The following is a 26,884-nucleotide window of genomic DNA, read 5'->3' as shown; positions in this document are numbered from 1 at the left end:
GCGCCCCGGGGGGGGGTGGGGGTCGGGCCCGGGGGGGCCCCCCCCGGGGGCGGGGGGGGGCCCCCCCCCCCGCGGGGGGGCCGGGGGCGCCGGGGGGGGGGGCCCCCCCCCCCCCCGGGCGCCCCCCCGGCCGCTCTCGTTCCGGAGGGTGCCGCCGGGTACGATCGCCCTGCCATGGAGATGAATGCCACCTACACCAGCCTTGTCGCGGTCGGCGACTCCTTCACCGAGGGAATGTCCGACGCCCTGCCCGACGGTTCCTACCGGGGCTGGGCCGACCTGCTCGCCGCCCGTCTGGCGGCCCGTACGCCGGGATTCCGGTACGCGAACCTCGCCGTGCGCGGCAAGCTCATCGGTCAGATCGTCGACGAGCAGGTGGCTCAGGCGGCCGCCATGCGGGCGGACGTGGTGACCCTGGTGGGCGGGCTGAACGACACCCTGCGCCCCAAGGTCGACATGGGCCGGGTGCGCGCCCGGCTGACCGAGGCCGTCGAGGTGCTCGCGCCCTCCTGCAAGCAGCTGGTGCTGATGCGCAGCCCGGGACGCAACGGTCCGGTCTTCGAACGGTTCCGCCCGCGGGTGGAGGAGCTGTTCGCCCTCGTCGAGGAGCTGGCCGCCCGGCACGACGCGGTGGTCGTCGACCTGTACGGGGCCGCCGTACTCGGCGACCAGCGGATGTGGGACGTGGACCGCCTCCACCTCACGGCCGAGGGGCACCGCCGGGTCGCCGAGGCGGTCTGGCAGGCGCTGGGCCTGGACGCGGAGGACGACTGGCTCGCCCCGCTGCCGCCCGCGGCCCCGGTGGGTTGGACCGCTCGCCGCACCGGCGACCTGCGGTTCGCCCGCGAACATCTGGTGCCGTGGATCGGACGGCGGGTGACCGGCCGCTCCTCCGGCGACGGCCGCCCGGCGAAGCGCCCCGAACTGCTGCCGTACGAGACCCCGCGCGACTGAGCCCGCCCCGCGCCGCCCCTCGTAGCAACGTACGAACCGGGCCGCGGCTCTGGCCTGCACAAACCGCCAGTAGAATCTGTTTACGTGACTGCCAAGCCCCGCATCCCCAATGTCCTGGCCGGCCGCTACGCCTCCGCGGAGCTTGCCGTCCTGTGGTCCCCCGAGCAGAAGGTCAAGCTTGAGCGCCAGCTGTGGCTGGCCGTGCTGCGTGCGCAGAAGGACCTCGGCATCGAGGTGCCGGACGCCGCGCTCGCCGACTACGAGCGTGTCCTCGACCAGGTCGACCTGGCCTCCATCGCCGAGCGCGAGAAGGTCACCCGCCACGACGTGAAGGCGCGGATCGAGGAGTTCAACGCCCTCGCCGGGCACGAGCAGGTCCACAAGGGCATGACCTCCCGCGACCTCACCGAGAACGTCGAACAGCTCCAGATCCGCCTCTCCCTGGAACTGATGCGCGACCGCACGGTGGCGGTCCTGGCGCGCCTGGGCAAGCTGTCCGGCGAGTACGCCGAGCTGGTCGTGGCGGGCCGCTCGCACAACGTGGCGGCCCAGGCCACCACTCTCGGCAAGCGCTTCGCGACCGCCGCCGACGAGCTCCTGGTGGCCTACGGCCGCCTTGAGGAACTGCTCGGCCGCTACCCGCTGCGCGGCATCAAGGGCCCGGTCGGCACCGCGCAGGACATGCTGGACCTGCTGGGCGGCGACGCGGAGAAGCTGGCGGACCTGGAACGGCGCATCGCGGGCCACCTGGGCTTCGCGCACGCGTTCACCTCGGTCGGCCAGGTCTACCCCCGCTCGCTGGACTACGAGGTGGTGACCGCGCTGGTACAGCTCGCCGGTGCCCCCTCCTCGCTCGCGAAGACGATCCGGCTGATGGCCGGCCACGAGCTGGTCACGGAGGGCTTCAAGCCCGGCCAGGTCGGCTCCTCGGCGATGCCGCACAAGATGAACACCCGCTCCTGCGAGCGCGTGAACGGCCTGATGGTCATCCTGCGCGGCTACGCCTCGATGACGGGCGAGCTGGCGGGCGACCAGTGGAACGAGGGCGACGTGTCCTGCTCCGTGGTCCGCCGGGTGGCGCTGCCGGACGCGTTCTTCGCGTTCGACGGACTCCTTGAGACCTTCCTGACCGTGCTCGACGAGTTCGGCGCGTTCCCGGCGGTGGTGGCCCGTGAGCTGGACCGCTACCTCCCGTTCCTCGCGACGACGAAGGTCCTGATGGCGGCAGTACGGGCGGGTGTCGGCCGGGAGGCCGCGCACGAGGTGATCAAGGAGCACGCGGTGGCGTCCGCGCTGGCCATGCGCGAGCAGGGCGCCGAGCGCAACGAGCTGCTCGACAAGCTGGCGGCGGACGAGCGGATGCCGCTGGACCGTGCGCAGCTGGACGAACTGATGGCGGACAAGCTGTCGTTCACCGGCGCGGCGGGCCAGCAGGTCGCCACGGTCGTCGCCCGCATCGAGGAGATCGCCAAGCAGCACCCCGAGGCCGCGGGCTACGCCCCGGGCTCGATCCTCTGACCGGCTCCACGAGCCGCGGCTGTACGGTTTCGGGATGACCCCCGAAGAACTCCTGTCCGCCCGCGACCGCGTCCTTCCCGACGTGGTCGCGGGCGGTCTGCGTGTGCTGTTCTGCGGCATCAACCCCGGGCTGATGTCCGCGGCCACCGGCCACCACTTCGCCCGCCCCGGCAACCGGTTCTGGCCGGTCCTGCACCGCTCGGGATTCACACCGCGGCAGTTGCGGCCCGACGAGCAGGAGGAGCTGCTGTCGTACGGCCTGGGCATCACCAATGTGGTGGCCCGTGCCAGTGCCCGCGCCGACGAACTGAGCGCCGAGGAGTACCGGGAGGGCGGTCGGCTGCTGACCACCAAGGTGGAGCGGCTGCGTCCGCAGTGGCTGGCGGTGGTCGGCGTGACCGCGTACCGGACGGCCTTCGACGAGCGGAAGGCCCGGATCGGCCCCCAGGAGCGGACGATCGGCGACACCCGGATCTGGGCGTTGCCCAACCCCAGCGGACTCAACGCGCACTGGACGCTGGAGACGATGGCCGAGGAGTACGGACGGCTTCGGCTTGCCACGGTGAGCACCTCCTAGAGGGTGGGTGGTTTCGTCGTCGTGCGGGACGCCCGGGGTCAGGCGTCGCGGCGGCGGATCGTCCACCAGCCGGCCAGCAGAAGGGCCAGTGCCCAGAGCGCGGTCACCCCGAGCCCGGTCCAGGGCCCCAGGTCTCCCACCGGGTGCTGGCGCAGCACCTGCTGTCCGGCGCGGTCCGGGAGGAATTGGGCGACACCTGCGGCCACGTCCCCGAAGACGAAGGACAGGAGCAGGATGAGCGGGACGAGGATGCCGAGTGCTCCGACGGCACTGCGCAGCACGGTGGCGAGGCCGGCGGCCATCAGGGCCATGAGCGCGAGGTAAATGCCCGCGCCGACGCAGGCGCGTACGGCTCCGGGGGCTGTGAGGTCCAGCGCCCTCTCGCCCAGCATCGCCTGCCCCGTCAGGAAGACGGTGAAGGCCGTGACGAGCCCGACGCCCAGGACCAGTGCTCCGACAACGACCGTTTTGGCCATGTAGAGATGTCCTCTGTCCGGCACCACGGTCAGTGATATGCGCAGTGCGCCGTGGCGGAATTCGCTGGAGAGAGCGGTGGCGCCGAAGCTGAGGGCTGCGATGTGCCCGAAGTTGAGCGCGTAGAAGGCGTCGAGGAGGGGGTCGGCGGCCGAGTGGTCGGCCGGGTCCATGGTGGCGAAGGCGAGCAGGGTGATGCCGACGGTGGCCAGGAGGACGGCGGTCAGCGCTCCGTACAGGGAGCGGACCGATGCGATCTTGATCCATTCGGAACGGAGCACGGCGGCAAAGGGCATGGTTCAGGCCTTCTGTTCGGGTGTCGCGCTCGCTCCAGCGGTGCGGGTGGTCGAGGTGCCGGAGGCGGAGGTGTTTGTCGTGAACTCGGCGGAGTCCTGCGTGAGATCGAGGTACGCCGCCTCCAACGTGGTCTTTTCGTCGGCGAGTTCGAGCAGGGGAATGCCGTGGGCCGCGGTGGTCGCGCCGATCTGTGCGGCGGTGGCGCCTTGGACGGTCCAGCTGCCGTCCTCGGCCCGGGAGGTGGTGAGTCCTTCCCGGGCGAGCAGCGACGCGAGCCGGTCGGGTTCGGTGGTCCGCAGTCGGACCTGTGGTGTGCCGCGGGCGTCCAGGAACTCCTGGACGGGCATGTCGGCCAGCAGTCGGCCCTTCCCCAGGACGACCAAGTGGTCGGCGAAGGAGGACGTCTCGTTCATCAGGTGGCTGGAGACGAGAACCGTGCGGCCTTCTCGCGCGAGGCGTTTCAGCAGCTCTCTGACCCAGATGATCCCTTCGGGGTCCAGGCCGTTCGACGGTTCGTCCAGCATGACGACTCCGGGGTCGCCGAGCAGCGCGGCGGCGATGCCGAGGCGTTGCCGCATACCGAGGGAGTAGGTCTTGATCCGTCGGCCGGCCGCCTCGACGAGGCCCGACCCTGCCAGGACTTCGTCGATCCGGCGGGCCGGTATGCGGTTGGCGACGGCCAGGATCCGCAGATGGTCCCGGCCCGTGCGGGAGCCGTGTGCGCCCTGGGGGTCGAGGAACGCACCGACCCGGTGCAGGGGGTTGGCGAAGGACACGTACGGCCGGCCGCCGATAGTCGCGGTCCCCGAGGAGGACCGGTCGAGGCCGAGCACGAGTCGCATGGTGGTGGACTTGCCGGCCCCGTTGGGCCCGAGGAATCCCGTGACACGTCCCGGCCGGACCCGGAAGGTGAGGCGGTCGACGGCCCTGCGGCCGCCGAAGTCCTTGGTGAGTTCGCGAACTTCGATGCTTTCCATGTCCTCAGGCTCGCCGTCGGAGCCTGCCCGGCGCCTCCCCCACCAGCGGGTCCTGTTTCCCCCGTGCGGGGGAGCCCGTGGCCGCTCCTCCCTGCCACGATGAACGCATGATCCGCATCTTCCGGCCGATGACCCGCAAGGTCACCTACTCGCGCTGGCTGCATCTGCTGACGCCGATGCTCGCCGTCGCGGTGTGGATGTACGTCATGCCCGAGCGGCCCTGGGTGCCCGCGCTGCTGCTGGTTCCGCTGGGGCTGCTCCCGGCGGTGCGGCTCGTGGAGGGCGTACAGGCACAGCTGCTGCTGACCCCCGACGAGCGGGGCCGCTCCTCGTCGATCGAGGCGGTGGCGTCGGCCACCTGGGGCGACCGCTGGCGGACCGTGCTCTGGCTGGAGATACGGCTGGTGCTGGGTGCGGTGGTGATCGGAGCCACCGTGTGGGGACCCATGCTCAGCATCGAACTCGCGCTGGCCGCGTTCGGCGACAGCCCGCTGTCCGGGCAGTTCCTGCCGCTGCCGGGGCGGCACTGGTGGTACGCCCTGCTGGTTCCGCTCCCGCTGCTTGCCGCCGTATGCGCGGTGGTGGGGTTCGGCGGGGTGATAACAGTGATCGCCCGGCAGCTGCTGGGGGCTTCTGCGGCCTCGCGGCTGACCGCTCTGGAGGAGCGAACGGAGCAGTTGCTCGAACGCAACAGGATCGCCCGGGAGCTGCACGATTCCATCGGGCACGCGCTGACGGTAGCAGTGGTGCAGGCGGGAGCGGCGCGGGCGGCGGGCGACCCGGAATTCACCGACCGCGCGCTGGCCGCAATCGAGGACACCGGCCGGGAGGCGCTGGAGGATCTGGAGCGGGTGCTGGGCGTGCTGCGGGAGTCGGACGTTCCGGTGGGTGGCCGCCCCACTCTCGCCGAGGCGGACCGGCTGTTGGATTCGGCGCGGGCATCGGGGTCCGAGGTGGACGTCCGGCTGTCGGGGGCACTGGCCACTCTGCCGGGGCCGGTGTCCCGAGAGGGGTACCGGATCCTCCAGGAGGCGCTCACCAATGTGTTGCGGCATGCCGGGCCGGTACCGGTCCGGGTCCGTATCGCGGTGGTCGAAGGCCATCTGGAACTCGATGTCGCCAATCCCTTCCACGAGCTGGCCGACGGCCCGGCGCGGGGCAGCGGTCTGCACGGCATACGGGAGCGTGCGGCCCTGCTCGGCGGGCTGGCCACCACCGGCCCGCGGAACGGCGAGTGGCGGGTGCACGCGCGTCTGCCGGTGGATGCCTTCGGTTGAACCCCACAGGGAAGTGCCAGTACCCGAGCCCGTCTAAGGTGGTCCGATGCCCATTAGCGTTCTCCTGGTCGACGACGAACCGCTGGTCCGTGCGGGCCTGCGCGCGGTGCTGGAGGCCCAGCCCGGGATCGAGGTCTCCGGCGAGGCCGCCGATGGGGCCGCCGTGATCCCGCTCGTACGCGAGTTGCGGCCGGACGTGGTCGCGATGGATGTGCGCATGCCGTTGATGGACGGCATAGAGGCGACCCGCACGCTGCTGCGCACGGTGCCCGAGCCGCCGAAGATCCTGGTGATCACCACCTTCGAGAACGACGAGTACGTCTACGAGGCGCTGCGTGCCGGGGCCAGCGGATTCCTCCTCAAGCGGGCCCGCCCAGTGGAGGTGGTGAATGCGGTCCGGCTGGTAGCCGAGGGCGAGTCACTGCTGTTCCCGGCGGCCGTGAGGTCGCTGGCCGCCGAGTACGGCAGCCGCAAGGCCCGGCAGGAGATGAAGCGGGCCGCGCTGACCGACCGGGAGGCGAACGTGCTCCGGTTGATGGCGCAGGGGCTGTCCAACGCGGAGATCGCGGCCCGTCTGGTGGTGGGTTCCGAGACGGTGAAGACCCATGTCAGTGGAGTGCTTGCCAAGCTGGGCGCGCGGGACCGGACCCAGGCGGTGATCGCCGCATACGAATCGGGGTTCGTGTCGCCGAAGTAGCACAACAGCCCCAGAACGCTCCGCCGGCGGGCCCGCGGCTCGCCGTGGCATGTCCTCAACGAGTACGATCCGGCAGACACGTCTGCGACCTGGGAGGACACGTTGGGGCGGCTGACCGGCGGGGATCCCTCTCTGTTGCGGCGGATCAACTCCGCGGTGGTTCTGCACGCACTGCGCGGCGCGGATTCGCAGGACTCCCCCACACTGACCGATCTGACCCGGATCACCGGGCTGTCCCGGCCGACCGTCGAGGGTGTGGTCGAGGGACTCATCGAGACCGGGCTGGTCGTCGAGACCGCGGCCGAGGAGGGTGGCGCGAAGCGCCAGGGGCGTCCTGCCAGGAGGTTCCGCTTCCGTGCCGAGGCGGGTCATCTGCTGGGCATCGAGATCGGCCCGCACCGGATTTCGGCGCTGCTGTCCGGGCTGGACGGGCGGATCGTCGGGGCCGGGTCGCGCGAGGTCTCCGAGAGCGCGGACGCGGACGACCGGCTGGAGCGGGTGCGTCAGGTCGTCGCCGACGTGCTGCGCAGGACCGGGGTCGCCCGCAGTTCGCTGCGGGCCGTGGGGGTCGGCAGTCCCGGGATCGTCGAGGCGGACGGCACGGTACGGCTCGGTACGGCGCTGCCCGGCTGGACGGGGCTGCCGCTCGGGGAGCGGCTGCGCAGGTCGTTCCGCTGCCCGGTGCTGGTGGAGAACGACGCCAACACCGCCGCCGTCGCCGAGCACTGGAAGGGGGTCGGCACCGACACCGACGACCTCGTCTTCGTGCTGGCGGGGCTGAGCCCGGGCGCGGGTTCGCTGATCGGCGGACGGCTGCACCGGGGGTTCGGCGGTGCGGCGGGCGAGATCGGCGCCCTGCATCTGCTGGGGCGCGAGGCCCGGCCGGAGAAACTGCTGTCGACCACGGACGAGCCGCTGCACCCGTTGGACGAGCATGCGGTGGCCGCGGTGTTCGCGCAGGCCAAGCAGGGCGACGTACAGGCGCAGGCGGCGGTGGACCGGTTCATTCAGCGGCTGGTGCACGATGTGGCGGCGCTGGCGCTGGCCCTCGATCCGGAGCTGGTGGTGATCGGCGGCTGGGCGGCCGGGCTCGACGGCGTACTGGATCCGCTGCGTGGTGAGCTGGAGCGGTACTGTCTGCGCCCGCCCCGGGTGGCGCTGTCGCTGCTCGGTGAGGCGTCGGTGGCGACGGGGGCGCTGCGGCTGGCCCTGGACCACGTTGAGGAGCAGTTGTTCGCGGTGGAGACGACGGTGACAGCGCGCCGCTGACCGGGGGCCGTGCCACCCGGCGCGCCGCTGACCGAGACCGCGCAGCCCGCGAAGCCGCTGACCGAGGCCGCACCGTCCCCGAAGCCGCTGACCGCGGGCGCGACGCCGGGACGCTGCTGAGGCCTCCGCGTGCTTGCCCCGCTCTACGTGGTTCCGGGCCCCACGGAGCACGGCGCGCCGCCCGGGAATCCGCCGGGCGGCGCGCCGTGGTCCGTTTCGGGGCGTGCGGGGGTTACGAGGCCTGGGCGGTCGGGCCGTGGTGGCTGATCTCCAGGTCGCCCGAGTCGCCGAAGGTCAGACGGCAGGTGTCCGCACGGTACGTGGCGATGGAGACGGCGGCGGTGCGGCCTGCGGCGAAGTAGCGGGTGGTGACGACCAGGACGGGGGCGCCGGGCAGCCGGTCGAGTTCCTTGGCGTCGTCCGCGCGGGCCGAGCCCAGTTCGACGGCCCGGTCCTGGCTCTCCAGGCCGAGGCGCTGGAGTTCGCGCAGCACGCTGCGGGCCCGTGCCGGGCCTGACGGGGCCTCTATGGCGGGGAGTTCGGGCACCGAGGCGGCCGGTACGTACAGCAGCTCGGCGGCGACCGGCTGGCCGTGGCTGACGCGGATGCGCCGCACGGTGTGCAGGGGCTCCTGGAGGCCGGTGCCGAGCATCCGGCTCACCGCGGCCGGGGCGAGCGCCGTCGTGCAGTCGGCGGGCTTCCAGGAGTCGCCGGGGGTACCCGGCCAGGTGTGCTGCGAGGTGCCGACGTCCACGCCCATGCGGGGCGGGGCGACCGTGGTGCCCACGCCGCGGCGGCGCTGGAGGCGGCCTTCCAGCTCCAGTTGTTCGAGGGCCTGGCGCAGGGTGGCACGCGCGACGCCGAAACGGGCGGCCAGTTCACGCTCGTTCGGGAGGATCTCGCCGACGGAGAAGTCGGAGTCGAGCGCCTCACTGAGCACGGTCTTGAGGTGCCAGTACTTAGGCTCCGGCACCGTTTCGAGCTGCGTGGTCCCCACCCTGATCCTCCGCATTCGCCGCGTCCCTTGCGGCTTTCCGTGTTCCGCGCCCTTGTTTATTAAAGGTTCCTTCACTAACTCTGCGACCATAGGGCGGCACATCTGGTTGGTCAAGACCAATCAGTGCTCCGTTCTGGAGGTTAGGGAACGTTCGGAGCGAAACGCGCGTACGTCATGGAGCGTTCATGAACACGCAAACCGCCCCGCGTCCGGGGTGCGGACGCGGGGCGGCGGTGGACCAGGACGAGCCCGGTGCCTCTCTTCCCAGGACGGGGCCCGAGGCTTCCCGGGACGGGCCCGAGCTACTGAGGGGCGAGCCCGGAGATCTTGTCGGGGTTGCGCATGATGTAGACGCACTGGATGAGTCCGTCCGCGATGTCCAGCTGGAAGACCGTGTCCGCGCGCCCCTCCGCCAGCACCAGCATCGCCGGACCACCGTTGAGCTCGGTGAACCGGATCTCCATGCCGGGAATCGTCTTCGCCGCCACGGCCACCAGGAACCGCGCCACCTTGTCCGCGCTCTCCAGGACCCGCAGCGGGGCCTGCGCCTTGCCACCGCTGTCGCCGACCAGCCGCGCCTCGGGCGCCAGCATCGAGAGCAGGCCGCCGAGGTCCCCGCCTCCGGCGGCGGCGAGGAACCGTTCCGTCATCTCGCGCTGCTCGACCGGGTCCACGTCGAAGCGAGGCTTGCGCTCCTCGACGTGCTTGCGCGCCCGGCCCGCCATTTGCCGCACCGCCGCCTCGGACCTGTCGAGCGCCGTGGCGATCTCGCCGTACGGGAAGCCGAAGGCCTCGCGCAGGACGAACACGGCGCGCTCCAGCGGAGAGAGCGATTCCAGTACGACCAGGACGGCGAGCGAGACCGATTCGGCGAGGACGGCCTGCTCGGCGGTGTCCGGGACACTCGCCCCGAAGTCCGTCTCCAGCGGCTCAGGCAGCCACGGTCCGACGTACGCCTCCTTGCGCGACTGCACGTGCCGCAGCCGGTCGATGGCGAGCCGGGTGGTGATCCGTACGAGAAAGGCACGCGGGCCGAGGACGTCGCTGCGGTCCTCGGCCGACCAGCGCAGCCAGGCGTCCTGGACGACGTCCTCCGCGTCGGCCACCCGGCCGAGCATGCGGTAGGCGACACCGGTCAGCACGGAGCGGTGTTCTTCGAAGGCGGCGGTCGCGCGGGCCAGGGTGTCAGCATTCACCGGCCCATCCCAGCCCACCGGCCGCGCCTTGTCCACCCACTTCCCGGCGCGCTGCCGCCACCCGGCGCCGAGCCCTTGAACTCGACGCTACCGGAGGGTAGTTGTTACTGACACGCTGTCTAAGGGCAGTGTACGAGGCCGGAATCCAGGGACCCAGGGAGCACCTCCATGACCGCCAGCATCGAGTTCACCGTCCAGTCCCCCGGCGGGCCGCGCACCGCGTCCGTCGTGTACGAGCGGGTGGGCCGGGGCGAGCCGCTGCTCCTGCTGCACGGCATCGGCCACCACTGGCAGGCGTGGGAGCCGGTGCTGTCCGCACTGTCCGCCGAGCGTGACGTCATCGCGATCGACCTGCCCGGGTTCGGTGCCTCGCCGGGTCTGCCCGAGGGGGTTCCCTACGACCTGGACTCGGTGGTTCCGGTGCTCGGCGCCCTGTGCGAGGCGCTGGACATCGGCCGGCCGCACGTCGTGGGGAACTCGCTGGGCGGTCTGCTCGCGCTGGGCATGGGCCGCGAGAAGCTGGCGCGGTCGGTGACGGCCCTGTCGCCCGCCGGTTTCTGGACGCAGGCCGAGCGGAGGTACGCGTTCACCACCCTGCGCGGCATGCGGATGGCGGCGAGGTCGATGCCGTTGCCCGTGGTGGAGCGGTTGTCCCGGAGCGCGGCCGGACGGTTCACGCTGACGAGCACCATCTACGCGAAGCCGGCCCGGCGTTCACCGGAGGCCGTCGTCGCGGAGACCCTCGCGCTGCGGGACGGGGTCGGGTTCGAGCCGACGCTGCACGCCGGGCTCACCGTCCAGTTCCAGGACGACATCCCCGGTATCCCGGTGACGGTCGCCTGGGGCACCCGCGACCGGCTGCTCGTGCGCAGGCAGGGGGTCAGGGCGAAGAACATCATTCCGGGGGCCCGGCTGGTGCGGCTGCCGGGGTGCGGACACGTGCCCATGAACGACGATCCGGCTCTGGTGGCCCGCGTCGTCCTGGACACCAGCCGCTGAACCGGAAACCCCCGATCCGGTACTGGCCGGGCGCCGCTCAGTGATGTGCTCCTGGGGCAGCGGGCGGGGCTGGACGGGCTGATCGGGGGTCTGCGGGTCGGGCTCGGCGGGGCTGCTCAAGGGTTCCGTGGGCGGGGCTCGGCCAGCTGCTCAGAGGCCCCTGGGGGCTGCTCGGCAGGCTGCTCAGAGGTCCCTGGGATCCGCTCGGCGGGCTGGGCAATGGTCCGTGGGCGGAGCCCCTTCGGCTGGTCCGGGGTCTGCGGGCCCGGCCTTCCCGGGGTATGTGGGCGGGCCCCGGCCGGGGTATGCGGGCTGCGCCCGGACCGGTCGTGCGCGAGCGTCCGTCGGCCGAGGACGCCCCGCCCGAAGACTCCCCGTGCGAGCACTCCCGATCCGACGGCCACCCCGAGCCCGACCAGGGCGCTGCCGGCGGCCTGCCCGGCTCCGTAGGTTCCGGTGCCGACCAGCGGCGCGGTCAGCGCCGCCGAGACGGGGATCAGCCCGGAGAAGAGAGTGGCGCGCTCGGCGCCGATCCGCTGCACCCCCTGGTACCAGCAGACGAAGCCGACGACGGTGACGACCACCGCCTGCCACAGCAGCGCCGCGCCCTCCCCCGCGGTGGGCATCCGCAGCCAGTGCGTACCGTCGTGCAGCAGGCCGACGGCCGCCGACTCGACGGCGGCGAGCGCGCAGGAGGCGGCGGACAGCAGCTTCGGGCCGAGGGGACGCAGCAGGGGTACGGCGATGACGGCGAAGCCCACCTCACCGCCCAGGGCCGCGACGGACCAGGCGATTCCGGCTGCGTCCGTACGCCCCCAGCCCTGTACGGCGAAGGCGCCGACGGCCACGAGCAGGGCCCCGTACAGCACGGCCCTGGTGGGCCTGCGCCCGTCGAGGAGGGGCACCAGGACGGCGACCACGACGGGCGCACAGCCGACCAGTACGCCCGGAACGGCAGGCTCCGCGGTGCGTTCCGCGGCGAGCACCGCGAAGTTGAATCCGGCCATGCCGACGGCGGCGAGGAGTGCGAGCCTCAGCCACAGGCGCCGGGTCAGGGTGCGTAGCCTCGCCGCCGCGCCCCGGGCGACGAGCGGCAGTAGAACGAGGGCGGCGAGCCCGTAACGCAGGGCCTGGCCGCCTGCGTACGGGTAGGCGCCGAGGACGCTGTTGGCGGTGAAGGAGCCGCCGACGAGGACGCAGGCGAGGGCGGCGAGGAGCGAACCGTGAACGACGCTGCTCTCGTGGGATGTTCGGGTCATGGCTCGACGCTAGGGAGCGGATCGGTCCGGTTTAAGGTCCACTTTCATGACGCCATCGGGGACCAATCCGCTCGCCGGGACCAGCCCGAACCCGGGGACCACGCGGCCCGCCAAGACCAATCCGCCCACGGAGACCACCCGGTCCGCCGGAACCGGCCCGTCCGCAGCGGCCACACCACCGCCCGGAACCGGTCCGTCCACAACGACCGCGCCGTCGTCAGGAACCGGCCCGTCCACGGCGGCCACGCCACCGTCCGGGACGCAACCGTCCGCAAGCAGCGCGCGGCCCGCCGCGACCCGCCCGCCCGCAGACTCCGTGCCACCTGGCAAAGGCGTGCCGGATCCAGTGCAGGCCACGGCATCGGAGGCGCGGTCCGGCCCCGCACCTGCTCCAGGCCCGCCCTCGGAAGTGTGGTCTGCCGCATGGGAATTGCTGCTTCCGGCTGCCGCCGCGCCCGCCAGGCAGCGCGGCCGGAGTCTGCGGTCGGCGTTGCGGGAGGCGGTGCGGACGGGTCGGCTGCCGGCCGGCACACGGTTGCCTTCGAGCCGTGCGCTCGCCGCCGACCTGGGGGTTTCGCGCGGTCTCGTCACCGAGGCGTACGAGCAGCTGACCGCCGAGGGCTATCTGCGCAGCGGCCGGGGCGCCGGCACCTGGGTGGGCGGCGCGACGCGACCCGCCGTGCGCGGGGTGCGCAACCTGGCACCGCGCGATCCACGGGTACGGGCGGACTTCGTGCCGGGAAGCCCCGATCTGTCGCTGTTCCCGCGTGCCGCCTGGTCGGCGGCGCACCGGGGCGTGCTCGCACGGCTCCCGCACCACGCGCTTGGCTATCCGGATCCGCGCGGACTGCCCGAACTGCGCAGTGCGCTGGCCGGGTTGCTGACGCGGCGGCGCGGGGTGGTGGCCGATCCGGAGCGGCTGGTGGTGTGCTCCGGCGTGGCGCAGGCGACGACGCTCCTGGGCTTCGCGCTGCGGGAGCACGGGCACGTGGACGTGGGCGTCGAGGACCCCGGCAGCCCGGAGCACGGGAAGCTGATCTCGGCGGCCGGGCTGGCTTCGGTACCGCTGCCGCTGGACGCCGAGGGGCCGCGGACCGAGCCGCTGTACGCGAGCGGGACACGCGCGCTGATCACCACTCCGGCGCACCAGTTCCCCTCCGGGATCGGCTGCTCGGCAGGGCGGCGCGCCGAGCTCCTGGGCTGGGCGAGGTCGGTGGACGGACTGATCGTCGAGGACGACTACGACGGGGACTTCCGTTACGACAGGGCGCCGGTCGGGGCACTCCAGGGGCTGGACCCGGAGCGGGTCGCGTACACGGGCTCGGTCAGCAAGTCCCTCTCGCCGGGGCTGCGACTGGGCTGGCTGCTGGTACCGAAGTGGCTGGTGGAGCCGGTGGTGGAGCGCAAGCACACCCTTGACCTGGGCAATCCGGTGCTCGATCAGGCACTGCTCGCGGACTTCGTGGTCAGCGGGGCGTACGACCGACAGCTGCGCCGCTGCCAGCGCGCCTACCGGGAGCGGCGGGACGCGCTGGTGGCGGCCCTCGCCGAGCACTTCCCGGGGGCGGAGGTCAGCGGGATCGCGGCCGGTCTGCACGCCATCGCGACGCTGCCGGGTCGGTACGGGCCGGAGGCGGAGTTCCTGGCTCGGGCGGCCGGGGCGGGGGTGGCGGTGCGGGCGCTGGCCTCCTACGGGACGGGAACGGACCGCGCCGACGGGTCGGGGGCGGTGCGGCTGGTGCTGGGGTACGCGCATCTGTCGGTGGCGGACATCGGGTACGGGGTGGAACTGCTGGCGGAGGCGACTGACCCGGCGCGGCGGTGACGGACCCGACTCGACGGCGACGGACCCGACGCGACGGCGACGCGTTCACCCCTTCGAGTACTTGCCACTTTGGAAAGTAAATGCCAACCTGGCACATAAGAGCAGTTCAAGAATCGCTCCGAGGGGGAAAAATGAGTGAACTCACCGATGCGGCAGCGGCGTTGAGGCGCGTCGACCGGGTCGAGAGCGCCGCCTGGAAGGGCAGTAACTGGTATCTGCGGTTCCTGCTGATATACGGCCTCGCTCAGCTCGTGATCGCACCCGCGCTCGTGCTGCTGCGGCATCCCGTCAGCACCTTCGTCGCCGTCGGGGTCAACACCGTGGTGGTGGTCGCGCTCAGCTTCTACGCGGCCCGCCAGCGCACCGTCCGCAGGGGATTCGGGATGCGGCACGCGATGGTGATAGCCGGCTGGGGGGTGACATTCGCTCTCACCGCGTCGCTGGGCAGCACCGCATTCCACGAGAACGTACTGTTCGCGGTGGCGGCCACGGTCGCCTGTGTCCTGCCCTTCGCGCTCGGCGCCAGGTCCGAGATACGGAGGTCCGCATGACGGGAAAGGACACGGGGTCGCACCCCCGGCACGAGCTCGCCCCTCTGCTGACCTCGCCGGTCCGGCTCTCGGTGGTGGCCGCGCTCGCACCGCTCGACAAGGCCGAGTTCAGCTTCGTCCGGGATCTGGTGGAGGTGTCCGATTCGGCACTGTCCAAACAGGTGGCCGCCCTGGAGGAGGCCGGCTGGGTGGCCGTGGAGAAGGGACGCGTCGAGCGCCGGCCGAGAACGTGGCTGATCCTCACCGCCGAGGGCCGCACGGTGTACCGCCGACACCTCAACGCACTGCGGGCCATCTCCGGCACCTGACCTGCACGAACGGGATGCATCGCGCAAGCGGTCGACTGCGGGCCCGATAGGCAGGAAATCGCAGCGAATCAACCAGAAGCACGCTTAACCCGTCAGTCACAAAGCGTTCGTGATCACGCAACACCGTTCGGCCACAGTGATGGCATGACAGACATGACAGGTGTCAAAACCTCCACGAAGAAGCCCGCCCGCCACCACCACTGGCGCCGTGATCTGGTGGAGCTGGCCGCCCTCTTCACCGCCGTGGCGGTGGCCGACTCGATCGCGAACATGATCGTGCACGGCCCCGAAGGGCCGGTGCTGCTCATCGCCTCGGCGGTGGCACTGGCAGCGACCGCCGGGTTCCACACCTGGTGGGCCCGACGCCACAGCCATGCTCCGCCGCCCACACCGACACCAGCGGATCCCACGACGACCGCGACGGCCGTGGAGCCGGCCGCGTCGGCAACGGCCGCCTCGTCCGCCGCCTCGCCCGGTGAGCCCCGGGAGACCTCGCTCTGGCGGATGCGGACCACGGTGAAGGACGAGCCGGGGTCGCTGGCCGCACTGTGCACCGTGCTCGCCGGGCTACGGGTCGACATCCTGACCCTGCAGACGCACCCGCTGGGCGACGGCACGGTGGACGAGTTCCTGCTCCGCTCCCCCGCCGACGTGCAGGCCCGGGAGCTCTCCCGGCAGATCGCCTCGGTCGGGGCCCGGGACACCTGGCTGGAGCGGGCGGACACGCACGATCTGGTGGACGCCCCGACCCGGGTGCTCGGACTGGCCACCAGGACGGCACTCGACGCGGCCGAACTGCCACTGGCACTGCGGCAGCTGCTCGGCAGGTGCACCATTCACTCACTCCCCGCGACGACGCTCACCGGGCGGCCGACCGGGCAGACCGCACCCGTGGAGGGCGTACTGGAAGGGACGGTGATGCGTTTGCGGGACCCGTCCGGCGGGGCGATCACCGTGGAGCGGCCGTACCTGCCGTTCACGCCGACCGAGTTCGCACGGGCGCGGGCGCTGGTGGAGCTGGACGCCCGGCTGGGGCCGCGGATGCCGCGCAGCCAGGACGTCCTCACCCTGCCCGAGGGCAACGAGATCACCGTTCGCCGGGCCGGCCCGGACGACATCGAGGCCGCGCTCGCCATGCACGAGCGCTGCTCCGAGCGGACCCTCAACCTCCGCTACCACGGTCCGGTCGGTGACGCGGACCGCTACCTCAACCACCTGCTGAGCCCGCGCTACGGCCGCACCCTCGCCGTGCAGACCGCGTCCGGACGGCTCGTGGCCCTCGGCCACCTCCTGTGGGACGGCGACGAGACCGAGGTCGCGCTGATCGTCGAGGACGCCTGGCAGCGGCGCGGTATCGGCTCCGAGCTGCTGGCACGGCTGGTGGCGCTCGCCGGGGAGGCGGACTGCGGCAGCGTGTACGCCGTCACCCAGGCGTCCAACACCGGGATGGTCGCCGCGATGCGCGGGCTGGAGCTGCCCCTCGACTACCAGATAGAGGAGGGGACGCTCGTCGTCACGGCCCGGCTCAACGGCCGGCCGGAGCCGGTACGGCCTCCGGCGTACGGGCAGCAGACGGACCGGGGCTGACACCTTCGCTCCCGCCCGGCGGCAGTGGTGCGGTCGCTGTGCGGGGGCCGGTCGCACCGGCGGCGGCCAGGGCCTCGCACAGGTCGTGCCACAGGTCCTCGACGTCCTCCAGGCCGACCGACATCCGCAGCAGCCGGTCGCTGACGCCCGCCGCCCTCCGGTCTCCCTCGGCCACGATGCGGTGGCTGATGGAGGCCGGGTGCTGGATCAGGGTGTCGACGCTGCCGAGGCTGACGGCCGGGGTGATGAGCCGTACGCCCCGGATGACGGCGTGCGGGTCTCCGTAGACCTCGAAGGCGATCATGGCGCCGCCGATCTCCGGGTAGTGGACGCGGGCGACGCGCGGGTCGGCCGCCAGCCGGCGGACCAGTTCGGCGGCGCTCGCGGAGGCCGCGCGCATCCGGACCGGCAGCGTGGACAGACCCCGCAGCAGCAGGTAGCCGGACAGCGGGTGCAGGACACCGCCGGTCGCGAACCGCACCTGCCGCAACCGGCGGGCGAAGTCCTCGTCGCAGGCCACCACACCGGCCAGCACGTCGCCGTGGCCGCCCAGGTACTTGGTCGCGCTGTGCAGCACCAGCCGTGCCCCGTGTTCGGCGGGCCGCTGGAGCACCGGGGTGGCGAAGGTGCTGTCGACGAGCAGCGGCACCTCGCCGCAGGCCTCGGCGACGGCGGCGATGTCGACCTCCGCCAGGGTCGGATTGGCCGGGGTCTCCACCATGACCAGACCGGTGTCGGGGCGTATGGCCCCGGCGATGGAGGCCGGGTCCGACCGGTCCACCCAGGTCACCTCGGTGCCGAGCAGACCGGCCGTGAGAAGGTGATCGCTGCATCCATAGAGCGGACGCACCGCCACCACGTGCCGCAGGCCCTGCGCGGACCGTACGAGCAGGACGGCGGTCAGGGCGGCCATGCCGCTGGCGAACGCGACGGCGGCCTCGGTTCCTTCGAGCCGGGCGAGGGCGTCCTCGAAGCGGGCGGTGGTCGGGTTGTCGAGCCGGGCGTAGACCGGCGGCCCCTCCGGCCGGGCGCCGGTGGCGGCGAACTCGTCGATCCGGGCGGCTTCGCCGCGGCTGTCGTACGAGGGGTAGGTCGTCGACAGGTCGAGCGGTACGGCGTGGACGCCCAGCGCGGCGAGGTCTTCGCGGCCGGCGTGCACGGCATGGGTGGCCAGGGCCCGGGGAGCCGGGGGTACGGCGGGGACAGGTTCGGCAGTCATGCGAGCAGTCTGAACATCCGGCGGACTCCTGCGGCGAACTGCCGTGCTACGTTCGGCAGATGGCTGAATCCGTCGCGCTGGACACGGTGGACCTGCACATTCTGCGCCTGTTGCAGAACGACGCCCGGACCACCTACCGCGATCTCGCCGCCGAGGTGGGCGTCGCGCCCTCGACCTGCCTGGACCGGGTGAACAGGCTGCGCCGCTCCGGTGTGATCCTCGGGCACCAGCTGCGGCTCGATCCGGCGCGCCTGGGGCGCGGGCTGGAGGCGCTGCTGCTGGTGCAGGTGCGGCCGCACCGGCGCGAACTGATCGGTCCGTTCGTGGAGCGGATCAGGGAGCTGCCCGAGTCCCGGGCCCTGTTCCACCTCACCGGACCCGACGACTACCTGGTGCAGGTGGCGGTGACGGACACGGCCGACCTCCAGCGCCTGGTGCTGGACGAGTTCACCTCGCGGCGGGAGGTGGCCCGGGTGGAGACGCGGCTGATCTTCCAGCAGTGGGAGTGCGGGCCGCTGCTGCCGCCGGGGACCTGACAAGCCTCGTCCTCGCCGCTGCTGCCGCCAAGGCCTGACAAGCCTCGCCCTCGCGGTGGCTGCGGCCCGGAACCTGACAGCCCCCGCCGATTGCTCGGCAGCCGCTGCCGGTTCCCGGCCACGGACCCCTGTCAGGACTCTGACCTCAGAACACTGGTGACGCGGACCCCCTTCACGTACGAGGATGTCCGCATGTCAGACATCAGCAGCCCCTTGCCCCGCCAGGTCGCCGACAACTACGTCGACGCCCTCGTCGCCCTCGACCCGATCCTCGGCACCCAGCTGGGTGTGAAGGAGAGCGCCCGTTCGCTCCCCGACTACTCCCCCGAGGGACGGCAGGCCGTCGCCGATCTGGTCCACCGCACCCTCGCCGCGCTGGACGGGGCGGAGCTCCTGCCGGGGGCGGCCGACGACGCCGAGCGGCGCTGCGGGCGGCTGCTGCGCGAGCGGCTCACCGCCGAGCTCGCGGTGCACGCCGCGCAGGAGGACCTGCGTACGGTCAGCAACATCCACGGTCCCGCCCACAGCGTGCGGGAGGTCTTCACCCTCGCGGCGACCGAGACGCAGGAGGACTGGGCCGACCTCGCGGCACGGCTGCGCGCGGTCCCCGCCGCGCTGGAGGGCTACCGGCGCTCGCTCGCACTGGGCCTGGAGAAGGGGCTGCTGGGCAGCCCGCGTCCGACCAGGACGTTCGTCGGCCAGCTCACCGAGTGGGCGGGCGAGGGGCGGGGCTGGTTCGACGAGCTGGTGACCCCGGGCCCCGACGCGCTGCGCGCGGAGCTGGACGAGGCGGCGGCCGGGGCCACCGCCTCCGTGGTGGCCCTGCGCGACTGGATGCGCGATGTGTACGTCCCCGCGGTCAAGGACGCGCCCGACGCCGTGGGCCGCGAGCGGTACGCCCTGTGGTCGCGCGCGGTCAACGGCACCGACCTCGACCTCGACGAGGCGTACGCGTACGGCTGGGCCGAGTACCACCGGCTGCTCGCCGAGATGAAGTCCGAGGCGGAGATGATCCTCCCGGGCGCCGCCACCCCGTGGGAGGCGCTGGCCCACCTCGATGTACACGGCAAGCACATCGAGGGCGTCGAGGAGGTCCGTGTCTGGCTGCAGTCCGTCATGGACGAGGCCGTGCAGGCGCTGGACGGCACCCACTTCGAGCTCGCCGAGCGGGTCCGCAGGGTGGAGTCCCGCATCGCCCCGCCCGGCGGTGCCGCGGCCCCGTACTACACGCCGCCGTCCGAGGACTTCTCCCGTCCCGGCATCACTTGGCTGCCGACCATGGGCGACACCCGCTTCCCGGTGTACGACCTGCTGTCGACCTGGTACCACGAGGGCGTTCCCGGCCATCACCTCCAGCTCGCGCAGTGGACGCACGTCGCCGACCAGCTGTCCCGGTACCAGGCGTCGGTGGGCGGGGTCAGTGCCAACGCGGAGGGCTGGGCGCTGTACGCGGAGCGGCTGATGGACGAACTGGGCTTCCTCCCGGACGCCGAGCGCCGGATCGGCTACCTGGACGCGCAGATGATGCGCTCCACCCGCGTCATCGTCGACATCGGTATGCACCTGGGCCTGGAGATCCCGGCCGACTCGCCCTTCCACCCGGGCGAGCGGTGGACGGTGGAGCTGGCACAGGAGTTCTTCGGCATGCACAGCGGCCGTCCCGCGGACTACGTGGAGAGCGAGATCATCCGCTACGTGTCGATGCCCGCCCAGGCCATCGGCTACAAGCTGGGCGAGCGCGCCTGGCTGCTGGGCCGCGAGAACGCCCGCAAGGCGCACGGCGACTCCTTCGATCTGAAGGCGTGGCACATGGCGGCGCTGTCGCAGGGTTCGCTCGGCCTGGACGACCTGGTCGACGAGCTGTCGAAGCTCTGACCCGGGTTCTGCCGACAAGAGGGGCGGCGGCCACCGGACTCCGTTCCGGCCGCCGTCCCGCGCGACCCCACTCCCCCCAGGTGGCCAGGAAGATGAGTTGGCTCTTGTGCGCGGACCCGCTCTCCGCGCGCCGCCCCGATCCGGCGTTCGCCGAGGAGGCGGCCGTTCTGCGCGGCACGGGCGCGGCCCTCGCGCTCCTCGATCACGACGCGCTGCTCGCCGGGGACGTCCGGGCGGCGCTCGCCCGCGTCCCGCGCGATTCCGGGCCGTACTGGTACCGGGGGTGGATGGTTCCCGCCGTACGGTACGGGGACCTGGCACGCGGCCTCGACACACGCGGCTGCACCCTGCTGACCGGTCCGGCTGCGTACCGCAGGGCGCACGAACTGCCCGGGTGGTACGAGGTGTTCGCGCGGCTGACCCCGCGCAGCGTGTGGTGCGGGCTGCCGCCGGGCGCCCCGCCCGCACCGGCCTCGCTGGCCTCGCTGGTGGCCCCGCTCGGCAAAGGTCCCGCCGTGGTGAAGGACTTCGTGAAGTCGCGCAAGCACGAGTGGCACGAGGCCTGCTACGTACCGGAGCTGACGGACGGGCCCGCGCTGTCCATGGTGGTGGAGCGGTTCTTCGCGCTTCAGGAGGACTCGCTGGCGGGCGGCCTCGTGGTGCGGAGCTTCGAGCGGTTCGTACCGGGCGGGGAGGCCCGGGTGTGGTGGGTGGACGGGGAAGCGGTGCTGGTCACCGCCCATCCTGACTCGCCGGAAAGGCTGCCGGAGCCGGATCTCTCGGCGGTCGGCCCGGCCGTTCGCGCGCTCGGCTGCCGCTGGGTGACCACCGATCTGGCGCTGCGGGAGGACGGGGAGTGGCGGGTGGTCGAGGTGGGCGACGGGCAGGTGAGCGGGCTTCCCGCGGGTGCCGACGCGGGGAAGCTCTTCGAGGCGCTGTCGGGCGCGGTGTAACACCTCGCGGGGGCTGTCGGGCGCGGCGTAGCACTCCGGGGTGCTGTCGGGCGCGGTGCAGCACTCCCGGGTGCTGTCCGGCGCGGCGTGGTTCTCCGGCGCGGTGCAGCACTCGGGGGTGCCCTCCGGCCCGGCGCAGCCCTGGGGCGCGGAGGTGTCCCGGCCGCGCGCCGTTCAGCAGCCGCAGTCGTCCGCGTCGACGGGGGCGGTCAGCGGGTCCGCGTCCCGCGTCTCGTGGCCCTCCCAGGTCCGGTACTCGAAGCCCTCCCGGATCCAGTACTCCATTCCGCCGAGCATCTCCTTGACCTGGTAGCCGAGTTGGGCGAGGGCGAGCGCCGCGCGGGTGGCGCCGTTGCAGCCGGGTCCCCAGCAGTACGTGACGACCGGGACGTCCTTGTCGAGGAGGCGGGCGGCCTGTTCGGGGATGAGCGCGGTGGGGAGGTGGAGGGCCCCCGGCACGTGGCCCTGGTCCCAGGAGGCGGTGGAGCGCGAGTCGATCACGACGAAGCCGGGGTGCTCACCGGTGGCGCGGGCGTCGGCCAGCGCGGCGGCGACGTCCGAGACGTCGGCGTGGAAGGCCAGGCTGGCACCGAAGTACGCGGCGGCGGCCTCGGGGGACGCGGGCGGCACGCGCAGCACGGAGTTGGCGGCGGGAGCGGGGACCGCGGGGGTTCCGGCGAGGTGAGCGGCGGGAGCGGCGGCGGCTGCCGCGCGGGTGGCCGTGGCTGCTGAGGTCGTGGTGTTCATGGCCTGAAATCTACGGGCGACGAACCTCGCGCTGAAGTGGATTCCCCCGGCGCTTCCCTTGATCTACCGGGGATTCCCCTGTTGTCTGTCTTCATGACCGGATATTCACCGGATGCCACCGACTGGCGCATCCTGGAGGCCCTGCAGCGTGAAGGACGCGCCACCTTCGCCGAGTTGGCGCGTGCCGTCTCGATGTCGTCCAGTGCCGTGACCGAGCGGGTCCGCAGGCTGGAGGAGGCCGGGGTGATCTCGGGGTACTCGGCCGTGGTCGAGCCGGAGAAGCTCGGCATGCCGATCCTGGCGTTCGTACGGCTGCGTTATCCGCACGGCAACTACAAGCCGTTCCACGATCTTCTCGACGCGACTTCCGAGGTGCTGGAGGCGCACCACGTCACGGGTGACGACTGCTTCGTGCTGAAGGTCGCCGCCCGTTCGATGCAGCACCTCGAAGAGGTGTCGGGGCGGATCGGGGCACTGGGTTCGGTCACCACCAGCGTCGTCTACTCCTCGCCCCTGCCGCGCCGCGCGATCAGCCCCTGACCGCACCGCACCACCCGCCACCCCCGCCCACCGGGGTGGCGGACCCGTCGCGGGTGGCGGCGGGCTCGTTCACAGATGGTGGCGGACCTCGTCACAGGTGGTGGCGGACCGTCGAGCCTTCCCGTCCCTTGAGCACTTCGAGGCGGGTGCCGATGCGCTGCCGCAGGTCGCCGACGTGGCTGACGATGCCGACGCTGCGGTCCCGTTCGCGCAGTGAGTCCAGTACGTCGATGACCTCGTCGAGGGTCTGTTCGTCGAGGCTGCCGAAGCCCTCGTCGATGAAGAGGGTGTCGAGCCCGACCCCGCCCGCCTCCTCCGTCACCACGTCGGCGAGGCCGAGCGCCAGTGCCAGGGAGGCGAAGAAGGTCTCGCCGCCGGAGAGGGTGGCGGTGTCGCGTTCGCGTCCGGTCCAGGCGTCGACCACGTGCAGCCCGAGCCCGGAGCGTCGGCCGCCGGCCTTCGCGTCGGAGTGGACGAGGGTGTAGCGGCCCTGCGACATGCGGTGCAGCCGGGCGGTCGCGGCGGCGGCGACCTGTTCGAGCCTGGCGGCCAGGACGTAGGACTCCAGGCGCATCTTGCGTTCGTTGTCGGCGGAGGTGCCCGCGGTGAGCCCGGCGAGCCGGGCCACCCTCTCGTACTCCTCGCGGAGCGGTCCCAGGCCGCGGGTCTCCTCCTCGGCCTGGCGGGAGAGACGGGCCAGCGCCGCGCACCGTTCGCGTGCCGCGTCGTACGCGGACGCCGCGGCGCGCTGCTGCCGGTCCGCGGCGGCCACCGCGTCCAGCGCGCGGTCGAGGTCGGCGGCGGGCCGTGCGGCGGCGTGTGCCGCGTCCGTCTCGCGCAGCCGCTCGGCGACCGCCGCCCGTTCGGCCTGCCAGCCGTCGATGCGGTGCTGGAGCTCGCGTTGGCGCACGTCGTCCAGGAGGGCGTCCGCCGCCTCCTGCGGGGTGGCGAATCCGGCCCTGAACGCGGCGTCCGCGAGCCGGTCGTCGGCCGCCTTCAGCTGCTCGGCCGTGCTCTCGTAGGCCCGGACGGCTTCGGCGGCGTGGGCGAGGATGCCGACCCGCCGCTCCAGCAGGTGGGCCTGTTCGGCGACGCTGCCCGCCTCGCCGCGCACCCGCCGCAGTTCCTCCTCCAGGACGGCGAGTTCACCGTCGAGGGCCTCGCGGCGCGAGGTGCGGGCGGCGCTGCGCCGTTCGGCCTGCTGCTGGGCGTCGACGCGCCGGGCGTGCTCGCGCTCGGCACGGTCCAGCGCCTCCCGGGCGGCGTGCGTGTCGGCGGCCCGGCCGTGGGCCCTGGCGTGCTCGTCGCGCAACTGCCGTGCCAGTTCGGCGAGTTCGGCGACCGTGGCGCCGCCCGCCTCGGCGCGGGCCGCCGCGTGTGCCTCCCGCAGCCGGGAGAGGGCGCTGTCGGCCCGGCCCCGTACCTCGTCCGCGCGGCCGTACTCCGCCTCCGCCCGTGCTTCGGCGGCCCGGTCCACGTGCCCGGTACCGGGTCTGGCGGGCGCCGGGTGGCCGGTCGCGCCGCACACCTTGCAGGGCTCGCCGTCGCGCAGTCCGGCGGCCAGCTCCGCGGCGATCCCGCTCAGCCGCCGCTCGCGCAGGTCGTGCCACTGCTGGCGGGCGTCGGCCGCGGTGTCACGGGCGGCCCGCAGCCGGTCCTCGCCCTCGGTGACCTGGTGTTCCAGCTCGTCCCTGCGGCGGGCCGCGTCCAGCCGGGCCCGTGCGGGTTCGAGCTGGGACTCCAGGTGGCTCGCCCGGGTCGCCGCCTCCTGCGCCGCCTCGATGCGCTCCTGGTGCCGTCTGCGACCGGCGTCCCAGCCGGCCAGCCACTCCTCGGCCTCCTGGAGGAGGTCGTCGTCCGCGCGGGCCTGCCGGTCGAGGTCGGCGCGCTCGGCGACGATCTCGGCACCACGCCGCTCGGCCCTGCGGGCGGAGTCGAGTCCGCCGAGCTCCTGCCGCATCCGCCTCTCCTGCTCGGCGAGCTGCTCGGCTCCCGCGTCGGCGAGGGCGGGCGGCAGGTTCGAGCGGGCCGCCCGGTGGGCGCGGTCCGCGGCGAGGTGGGCGGCCTCGGCGGTGGCGCGCAGGCCCAGTGCGGGTGCGACCCGGTCGGCGGCCCTGGCCAGGTCCTGGCGGGCACACAGCCGGTCGAACTCCTCGCGGCGTTCGTCCAGGGCGTCGGCGCGCCGCCGTGTCTCGGCGTACCGCTCCTGGAGCCTGGCCAGTTCGCGCTGCTCCTCCAGGGCGCGGCGGGCGGCGGCCTGCCGGCTCTCGGTGGCAGCCGCGGCGAGGGCTGCGACGTCCCGGCGTTCGCGGGCGCCGCTGCGGGCGACGGCCGCCCAGCCGAGCACGGCTCCGGCGAGCCCGGGGTCGCCCGGCCGCTGGTCGGGGGCGGGCCAGCCGGCGGCGGCCGGACCGCCCGCTTCCGCCATCCGGTCGGCGAGCGAGAGCAGCTTGTCGTCACCGGCCTTGACCTGTTGCTCGGCGGTGCGGCGCAGTTCGGCGAGACGCTCCTCGACGGCGGCGAAGCGGCGGGTGTCGAAGAGCTTGCCGAGGAGCCTGCCGCGCGCTTCGGCGTCCGCGCGCAGGAAGCGGGCGAACTCGCCCTGCGGCAGCAGCACCACCTGGCAGAACTGTTCGCGGCTCATCCCGACGAGCTGGAGTACCTCCTCGCCGATCTCCTGGTGGGAGCGGCTGAGCGCCCGCCACTGCCGGGTCGTGCCGTCGTACTCGCGCAGCCAGCTCTGGGCCTTCTCGGTGGTGAAGCCGTCGCCGCGCTTCTTGGGGCGCTGCTGGGCGGGCTGCCGGGTGATCTCCAGGCGCCGTCCGCCGACGGTCAGGTCGAGGACGACCTCGGTGCGCACGCCGGGGTCGGCGTGGTCGCTGCGCAGGGTGAGCCCGCGGCCCTCGCGGGCGCCGGGCACCGATCCGTACAGGGCGAAGCAGACCGCGTCCAGGACGGAGGTCTTGCCCGCGCCGGTCGGTCCGTGCAGCAGGAAGAGTCCGGCGGCGGCCAGGGCGTCGAAGTCGACGCCCTGGGTGGCGCCGAAGGGCCCGAAGGCGGTGATCCGCAGCGAGTGGAGTCTCATCGGGCGACCTCGCGGACCGTGTCGTCCAGCCGCACGTCGTCGAACGCGCCGCGCAGCACGGCGCGTTCGTGGCTGCTGGCAGTGCTGCCGCCGCGGACGTGGGCCACGAAGTCCTCGGCGATCTGCTGGTCGTCGCGGCCCTTGAGCCGCTGGGCGTAGGAGGCCCGGGGTTCGTCCGGTCCCCGTTCGGGGTCGAAGACGAGGCCCAGGACGTGCGGGAAGCGGGCGGCGAGGCGGGCCATCGGGTCCTCGGGGCGGACCGCGTCGGTGAGGGTGGCCTCCACCCAGGAGTTCTCGTGCCGGTCGAGGGCGGGGTCGTCGAGCAGGTCGGTGAGGTGGCCGCGGAGCCGGGCGAGCCGACGGGGCACGGGGCAGTCGATGCGCTCGGAGGCGGTGATCTCCCCCTGCGGGCCGAGGTCGAGCAGCCACATCGTCTTGCGGTGGTCGACCTCGGAGAAGGAGTACGCGAGCGGGGACCCGGAGTACCGGACGCGCTCGGTGACCCGCTGCGCTCCGTGCAGGTGGCCGAGGGCCACGTAGTCGACGCCGTGGAAGACCCCGGCGGGGACGGCCGCCACTCCCCCGACGGTGATGTCCCGCTCGCTGTCGCTGGGTTCGCCGCCCGCGACGAAGGCGTGCGCGAGGACCACGGAGCGGGTGCCGGCCGGGCGGCCCGCGAGGTCGGCGCGGACCTGGTCCATGGCGGCGGCCAGCACGTCCTCGTGGCGTGCCTTGGCGGCGCCCAGCTGCTCACGCACGAGTGCGGGTTCCAGGTAGGGCAGCCCGTAGAGGGCGACGTCCCCGTGCTCGTCGCGGAGCACGACGGGGGTGGCGCAGCCGGCCGGGTCGGTGCGCAGGTGGATGCCCGCCCGTCCGATGAGGCCGGCGCCGACGCCCAGGCGGCGGGCCGAGTCGTGGTTGCCGGAGATCATCACGGTGGGTACGCCCTCGGCGGCGAGCCGGTGCAGCGCCTGGTCGAAGAGCTCCACGGCGGCCAGCGGCGGCACCGCCCTGTCGTACACGTCCCCGGCGACCAGCACGGCGTCCACCGCGTGCGTGCGCACCGTCTCGACCAGGTGGTCCAGGAACGCGGCCTGGGCGTCGAGGAGCGCGACCCGGTGGAAGGACCGGCCCAGGTGCCAGTCGGACGTATGCAGAAGCCTCATG

General features: G+C 73.0%; 24 protein-coding genes. 15 read left to right on the top strand and 9 right to left on the bottom strand.

Features of this window, described 5'->3' with window-relative positions:
- The first annotated feature begins 174 nt into the window (after positions 1-174).
- The 3 genes from ACFYVL_RS42590 to mug all read left to right on the top strand — a co-directional run bounded on the left by ACFYVL_RS42590 (position 175) and on the right by mug (position 3,049).
- A complete protein-coding gene (locus tag ACFYVL_RS42590) occupies positions 175-954 on the top strand; it encodes an SGNH/GDSL hydrolase family protein (protein WP_389255168.1) in 780 nt (259 codons plus the stop codon).
- An 84-nt stretch (positions 955-1,038) separates the two neighbouring features.
- Positions 1,039-2,472 (top strand): adenylosuccinate lyase, encoded by a 1,434-nt coding sequence (gene purB, locus ACFYVL_RS42585; protein ID WP_389255166.1) that lies wholly within the window; start codon positions 1,039-1,041, stop codon positions 2,470-2,472.
- Between the two features lie 34 nt (positions 2,473-2,506).
- A complete protein-coding gene (gene mug / locus ACFYVL_RS42580) occupies positions 2,507-3,049 on the top strand; it encodes a G/U mismatch-specific DNA glycosylase (RefSeq protein ID WP_389255164.1) in 543 nt (180 codons plus the stop codon).
- A 38-nt stretch (positions 3,050-3,087) separates the two neighbouring features.
- Here mug and ACFYVL_RS42575 read toward each other — a convergent pair whose 3' ends face one another.
- Both ACFYVL_RS42575 and ACFYVL_RS42570 read right to left on the bottom strand, forming a co-directional pair.
- Positions 3,088-3,819: an ABC transporter permease subunit gene (locus ACFYVL_RS42575; RefSeq protein ID WP_389255162.1), complete on the bottom strand. Its 732-nt coding sequence runs from the start codon at positions 3,817-3,819 to the stop codon at positions 3,088-3,090.
- Between the two features lie 3 nt (positions 3,820-3,822).
- Positions 3,823-4,797 carry an ATP-binding cassette domain-containing protein gene (locus ACFYVL_RS42570; RefSeq protein WP_389255160.1) on the bottom strand — a complete coding sequence of 325 codons (975 nt, stop codon included), beginning with the start codon at positions 4,795-4,797 and terminating at the stop codon, positions 3,823-3,825.
- Positions 4,798-4,904: 107 nt separating this feature from the next.
- Between ACFYVL_RS42570 and ACFYVL_RS42565 the strand changes: the two genes are divergently transcribed.
- The 3 genes from ACFYVL_RS42565 (at position 4,905) to ACFYVL_RS42555 (ending at position 8,040) form a co-directional block, all read left to right on the top strand.
- Positions 4,905-6,074 carry a sensor histidine kinase gene (locus ACFYVL_RS42565; RefSeq protein WP_389255158.1) on the top strand — a complete coding sequence of 390 codons (1,170 nt, stop codon included), beginning with the start codon at positions 4,905-4,907 and terminating at the stop codon, positions 6,072-6,074.
- A gap of 46 nt (positions 6,075-6,120) precedes the next feature.
- A complete protein-coding gene (locus ACFYVL_RS42560) occupies positions 6,121-6,771 on the top strand; it encodes a response regulator (RefSeq protein ID WP_389255156.1) in 651 nt (216 codons plus the stop codon).
- Positions 6,772-6,873: 102 nt separating this feature from the next.
- Positions 6,874-8,040: an ROK family protein gene (locus tag ACFYVL_RS42555; RefSeq protein ID WP_389255154.1), complete on the top strand. Its 1,167-nt coding sequence runs from the start codon at positions 6,874-6,876 to the stop codon at positions 8,038-8,040.
- A 232-nt stretch (positions 8,041-8,272) separates the two neighbouring features.
- On the opposite strand, the gene ACFYVL_RS42550 is transcribed toward ACFYVL_RS42555, so the two are convergent.
- Both ACFYVL_RS42550 and ACFYVL_RS42545 read right to left on the bottom strand, forming a co-directional pair.
- The gene (locus ACFYVL_RS42550; protein WP_389255152.1) at positions 8,273-9,037 is read right to left on the bottom strand and encodes a GntR family transcriptional regulator; all 765 of its coding nucleotides are present in this window, start codon (positions 9,035-9,037) and stop codon (positions 8,273-8,275) included.
- Between the two features lie 302 nt (positions 9,038-9,339).
- Entirely contained in the window at positions 9,340-10,233 is an 894-nt protein-coding gene (locus ACFYVL_RS42545; protein ID WP_389255150.1) for an RNA polymerase sigma-70 factor, read from the bottom strand.
- A gap of 168 nt (positions 10,234-10,401) precedes the next feature.
- Here ACFYVL_RS42545 and ACFYVL_RS42540 point away from each other — a divergent pair, with 168 nt between their 5' ends.
- The gene (locus ACFYVL_RS42540) at positions 10,402-11,232 is read left to right on the top strand and encodes an alpha/beta fold hydrolase (RefSeq protein WP_389255148.1); all 831 of its coding nucleotides are present in this window, start codon (positions 10,402-10,404) and stop codon (positions 11,230-11,232) included.
- 116 nt (positions 11,233-11,348) lie between these two features.
- Here ACFYVL_RS42540 and ACFYVL_RS42535 read toward each other — a convergent pair whose 3' ends face one another.
- The gene (locus ACFYVL_RS42535; RefSeq protein ID WP_389255146.1) at positions 11,349-12,491 is read right to left on the bottom strand and encodes an EamA family transporter; all 1,143 of its coding nucleotides are present in this window, start codon (positions 12,489-12,491) and stop codon (positions 11,349-11,351) included.
- Between the two features lie 409 nt (positions 12,492-12,900).
- Here ACFYVL_RS42535 and ACFYVL_RS42530 point away from each other — a divergent pair, with 409 nt between their 5' ends.
- The 4 genes from ACFYVL_RS42530 (at position 12,901) to ACFYVL_RS42515 (ending at position 16,762) form a co-directional block, all read left to right on the top strand.
- On the top strand, positions 12,901-14,316 hold the full coding sequence (locus ACFYVL_RS42530) for a PLP-dependent aminotransferase family protein (RefSeq protein WP_389255144.1): 1,416 nt from the start codon (positions 12,901-12,903) through the stop codon (positions 14,314-14,316).
- Positions 14,317-14,447: 131 nt separating this feature from the next.
- Positions 14,448-14,867, top strand: coding sequence for a hypothetical protein (locus ACFYVL_RS42525; protein ID WP_389255142.1), 420 nt, complete (start codon positions 14,448-14,450; stop codon positions 14,865-14,867).
- Positions 14,864-15,175 carry a winged helix-turn-helix domain-containing protein gene (locus ACFYVL_RS42520; RefSeq protein ID WP_389255140.1) on the top strand — a complete coding sequence of 104 codons (312 nt, stop codon included), beginning with the start codon at positions 14,864-14,866 and terminating at the stop codon, positions 15,173-15,175. Before ACFYVL_RS42525 ends, ACFYVL_RS42520 begins: the two co-directional genes overlap by 4 nt.
- 144 nt (positions 15,176-15,319) lie before the next feature.
- Positions 15,320-16,762, top strand: coding sequence for a GNAT family N-acetyltransferase (locus tag ACFYVL_RS42515; protein WP_389255138.1), 1,443 nt, complete (start codon positions 15,320-15,322; stop codon positions 16,760-16,762).
- Here the strand turns inward: ACFYVL_RS42515 and ACFYVL_RS42510 are convergent.
- Positions 16,701-17,981, bottom strand: coding sequence for a trans-sulfuration enzyme family protein (locus ACFYVL_RS42510; RefSeq protein ID WP_389255136.1), 1,281 nt, complete (start codon positions 17,979-17,981; stop codon positions 16,701-16,703). The two genes, ACFYVL_RS42515 and ACFYVL_RS42510, sit on opposite strands and share 62 nt — an antisense overlap.
- Positions 17,982-18,040: 59 nt before the next feature.
- Here ACFYVL_RS42510 and ACFYVL_RS42505 point away from each other — a divergent pair, with 59 nt between their 5' ends.
- The 3 genes from ACFYVL_RS42505 (at position 18,041) to ACFYVL_RS42495 (ending at position 21,345) form a co-directional block, all read left to right on the top strand.
- Positions 18,041-18,517, top strand: a complete 477-nt coding sequence (locus tag ACFYVL_RS42505; RefSeq protein ID WP_389255134.1) for an Lrp/AsnC family transcriptional regulator — start codon at positions 18,041-18,043, stop codon at positions 18,515-18,517.
- A gap of 192 nt (positions 18,518-18,709) precedes the next feature.
- Complete coding sequence (locus tag ACFYVL_RS42500) at positions 18,710-20,392, top strand: DUF885 domain-containing protein (protein ID WP_389255132.1); 1,683 nt, start codon at positions 18,710-18,712, stop codon at positions 20,390-20,392.
- Between the two features lie 92 nt (positions 20,393-20,484).
- Complete coding sequence (locus tag ACFYVL_RS42495) at positions 20,485-21,345, top strand: ATP-grasp domain-containing protein (RefSeq protein ID WP_389255130.1); 861 nt, start codon at positions 20,485-20,487, stop codon at positions 21,343-21,345.
- Between the two features lie 174 nt (positions 21,346-21,519).
- Here ACFYVL_RS42495 and ACFYVL_RS42490 read toward each other — a convergent pair whose 3' ends face one another.
- Positions 21,520-22,092 (bottom strand): rhodanese-like domain-containing protein, encoded by a 573-nt coding sequence (locus ACFYVL_RS42490; protein WP_389255128.1) that lies wholly within the window; start codon positions 22,090-22,092, stop codon positions 21,520-21,522.
- 93 nt (positions 22,093-22,185) lie between these two features.
- On the opposite strand from ACFYVL_RS42490, the gene ACFYVL_RS42485 reads away from it, so the two are divergent.
- On the top strand, positions 22,186-22,632 hold the full coding sequence (locus tag ACFYVL_RS42485) for an Lrp/AsnC family transcriptional regulator (RefSeq protein ID WP_389255126.1): 447 nt from the start codon (positions 22,186-22,188) through the stop codon (positions 22,630-22,632).
- 91 nt (positions 22,633-22,723) lie between these two features.
- Here ACFYVL_RS42485 and ACFYVL_RS42480 read toward each other — a convergent pair whose 3' ends face one another.
- Together ACFYVL_RS42480 and ACFYVL_RS42475 are read right to left on the bottom strand one after the other, a co-directional pair.
- On the bottom strand, positions 22,724-25,717 hold the full coding sequence (locus tag ACFYVL_RS42480) for an AAA family ATPase (RefSeq protein WP_389255124.1): 2,994 nt from the start codon (positions 25,715-25,717) through the stop codon (positions 22,724-22,726).
- Complete coding sequence (locus ACFYVL_RS42475; protein ID WP_389255122.1) at positions 25,714-26,883, bottom strand: exonuclease SbcCD subunit D; 1,170 nt, start codon at positions 26,881-26,883, stop codon at positions 25,714-25,716. The genes ACFYVL_RS42480 and ACFYVL_RS42475 overlap by 4 nt, the downstream gene beginning before the upstream one ends.
- Position 26,884 lies beyond the last annotated feature (1 nt).

This window comes from Streptomyces sp. NPDC004111 (assembly GCF_042874215.1).
In the GTDB taxonomy this organism is placed as follows: Bacteria; Actinomycetota; Actinomycetes; order Streptomycetales; family Streptomycetaceae; genus Streptomyces.
Note: the sequence above shows the minus strand (reverse complement) of the source record. Positions and strands in the feature narration are given on the sequence as shown.

Excerpts from the sequence above, each read along its gene's own strand:
- ACFYVL_RS42590 (WP_389255168.1), top strand. The coding sequence starts at position 175 with ATGGAGATGAATGCCACCTACACCAGCCTTGTCGCGGTCGGCGACTCC.
- mug (WP_389255164.1), top strand. The coding sequence starts at position 2,507 with ATGACCCCCGAAGAACTCCTGTCCGCCCGCGACCGCGTCCTTCCCGAC.
- ACFYVL_RS42575 (WP_389255162.1), bottom strand. The coding sequence starts at position 3,819 with ATGCCCTTTGCCGCCGTGCTCCGTTCCGAATGGATCAAGATCGCATCG.
- ACFYVL_RS42570 (WP_389255160.1), bottom strand. The coding sequence starts at position 4,797 with ATGGAAAGCATCGAAGTTCGCGAACTCACCAAGGACTTCGGCGGCCGC.
- ACFYVL_RS42565 (WP_389255158.1), top strand. The coding sequence starts at position 4,905 with ATGATCCGCATCTTCCGGCCGATGACCCGCAAGGTCACCTACTCGCGC.
- ACFYVL_RS42560 (WP_389255156.1), top strand. The coding sequence starts at position 6,121 with ATGCCCATTAGCGTTCTCCTGGTCGACGACGAACCGCTGGTCCGTGCG.
- ACFYVL_RS42540 (WP_389255148.1), top strand. The coding sequence starts at position 10,402 with ATGACCGCCAGCATCGAGTTCACCGTCCAGTCCCCCGGCGGGCCGCGC.
- ACFYVL_RS42535 (WP_389255146.1), bottom strand. The coding sequence starts at position 12,491 with ATGACCCGAACATCCCACGAGAGCAGCGTCGTTCACGGTTCGCTCCTC.
- ACFYVL_RS42525 (WP_389255142.1), top strand. The coding sequence starts at position 14,448 with ATGAGTGAACTCACCGATGCGGCAGCGGCGTTGAGGCGCGTCGACCGG.
- ACFYVL_RS42520 (WP_389255140.1), top strand. The coding sequence starts at position 14,864 with ATGACGGGAAAGGACACGGGGTCGCACCCCCGGCACGAGCTCGCCCCT.
- ACFYVL_RS42515 (WP_389255138.1), top strand. The coding sequence starts at position 15,320 with ATGACAGACATGACAGGTGTCAAAACCTCCACGAAGAAGCCCGCCCGC.
- ACFYVL_RS42510 (WP_389255136.1), bottom strand. The coding sequence starts at position 17,981 with ATGACTGCCGAACCTGTCCCCGCCGTACCCCCGGCTCCCCGGGCCCTG.
- ACFYVL_RS42505 (WP_389255134.1), top strand. The coding sequence starts at position 18,041 with ATGGCTGAATCCGTCGCGCTGGACACGGTGGACCTGCACATTCTGCGC.
- ACFYVL_RS42500 (WP_389255132.1), top strand. The coding sequence starts at position 18,710 with ATGTCAGACATCAGCAGCCCCTTGCCCCGCCAGGTCGCCGACAACTAC.
- ACFYVL_RS42495 (WP_389255130.1), top strand. The coding sequence starts at position 20,485 with ATGAGTTGGCTCTTGTGCGCGGACCCGCTCTCCGCGCGCCGCCCCGAT.
- ACFYVL_RS42490 (WP_389255128.1), bottom strand. The coding sequence starts at position 22,092 with ATGAACACCACGACCTCAGCAGCCACGGCCACCCGCGCGGCAGCCGCC.
- ACFYVL_RS42485 (WP_389255126.1), top strand. The coding sequence starts at position 22,186 with ATGACCGGATATTCACCGGATGCCACCGACTGGCGCATCCTGGAGGCC.
- ACFYVL_RS42480 (WP_389255124.1), bottom strand. The coding sequence starts at position 25,717 with ATGAGACTCCACTCGCTGCGGATCACCGCCTTCGGGCCCTTCGGCGCC.
- ACFYVL_RS42475 (WP_389255122.1), bottom strand. The coding sequence starts at position 26,883 with ATGAGGCTTCTGCATACGTCCGACTGGCACCTGGGCCGGTCCTTCCAC.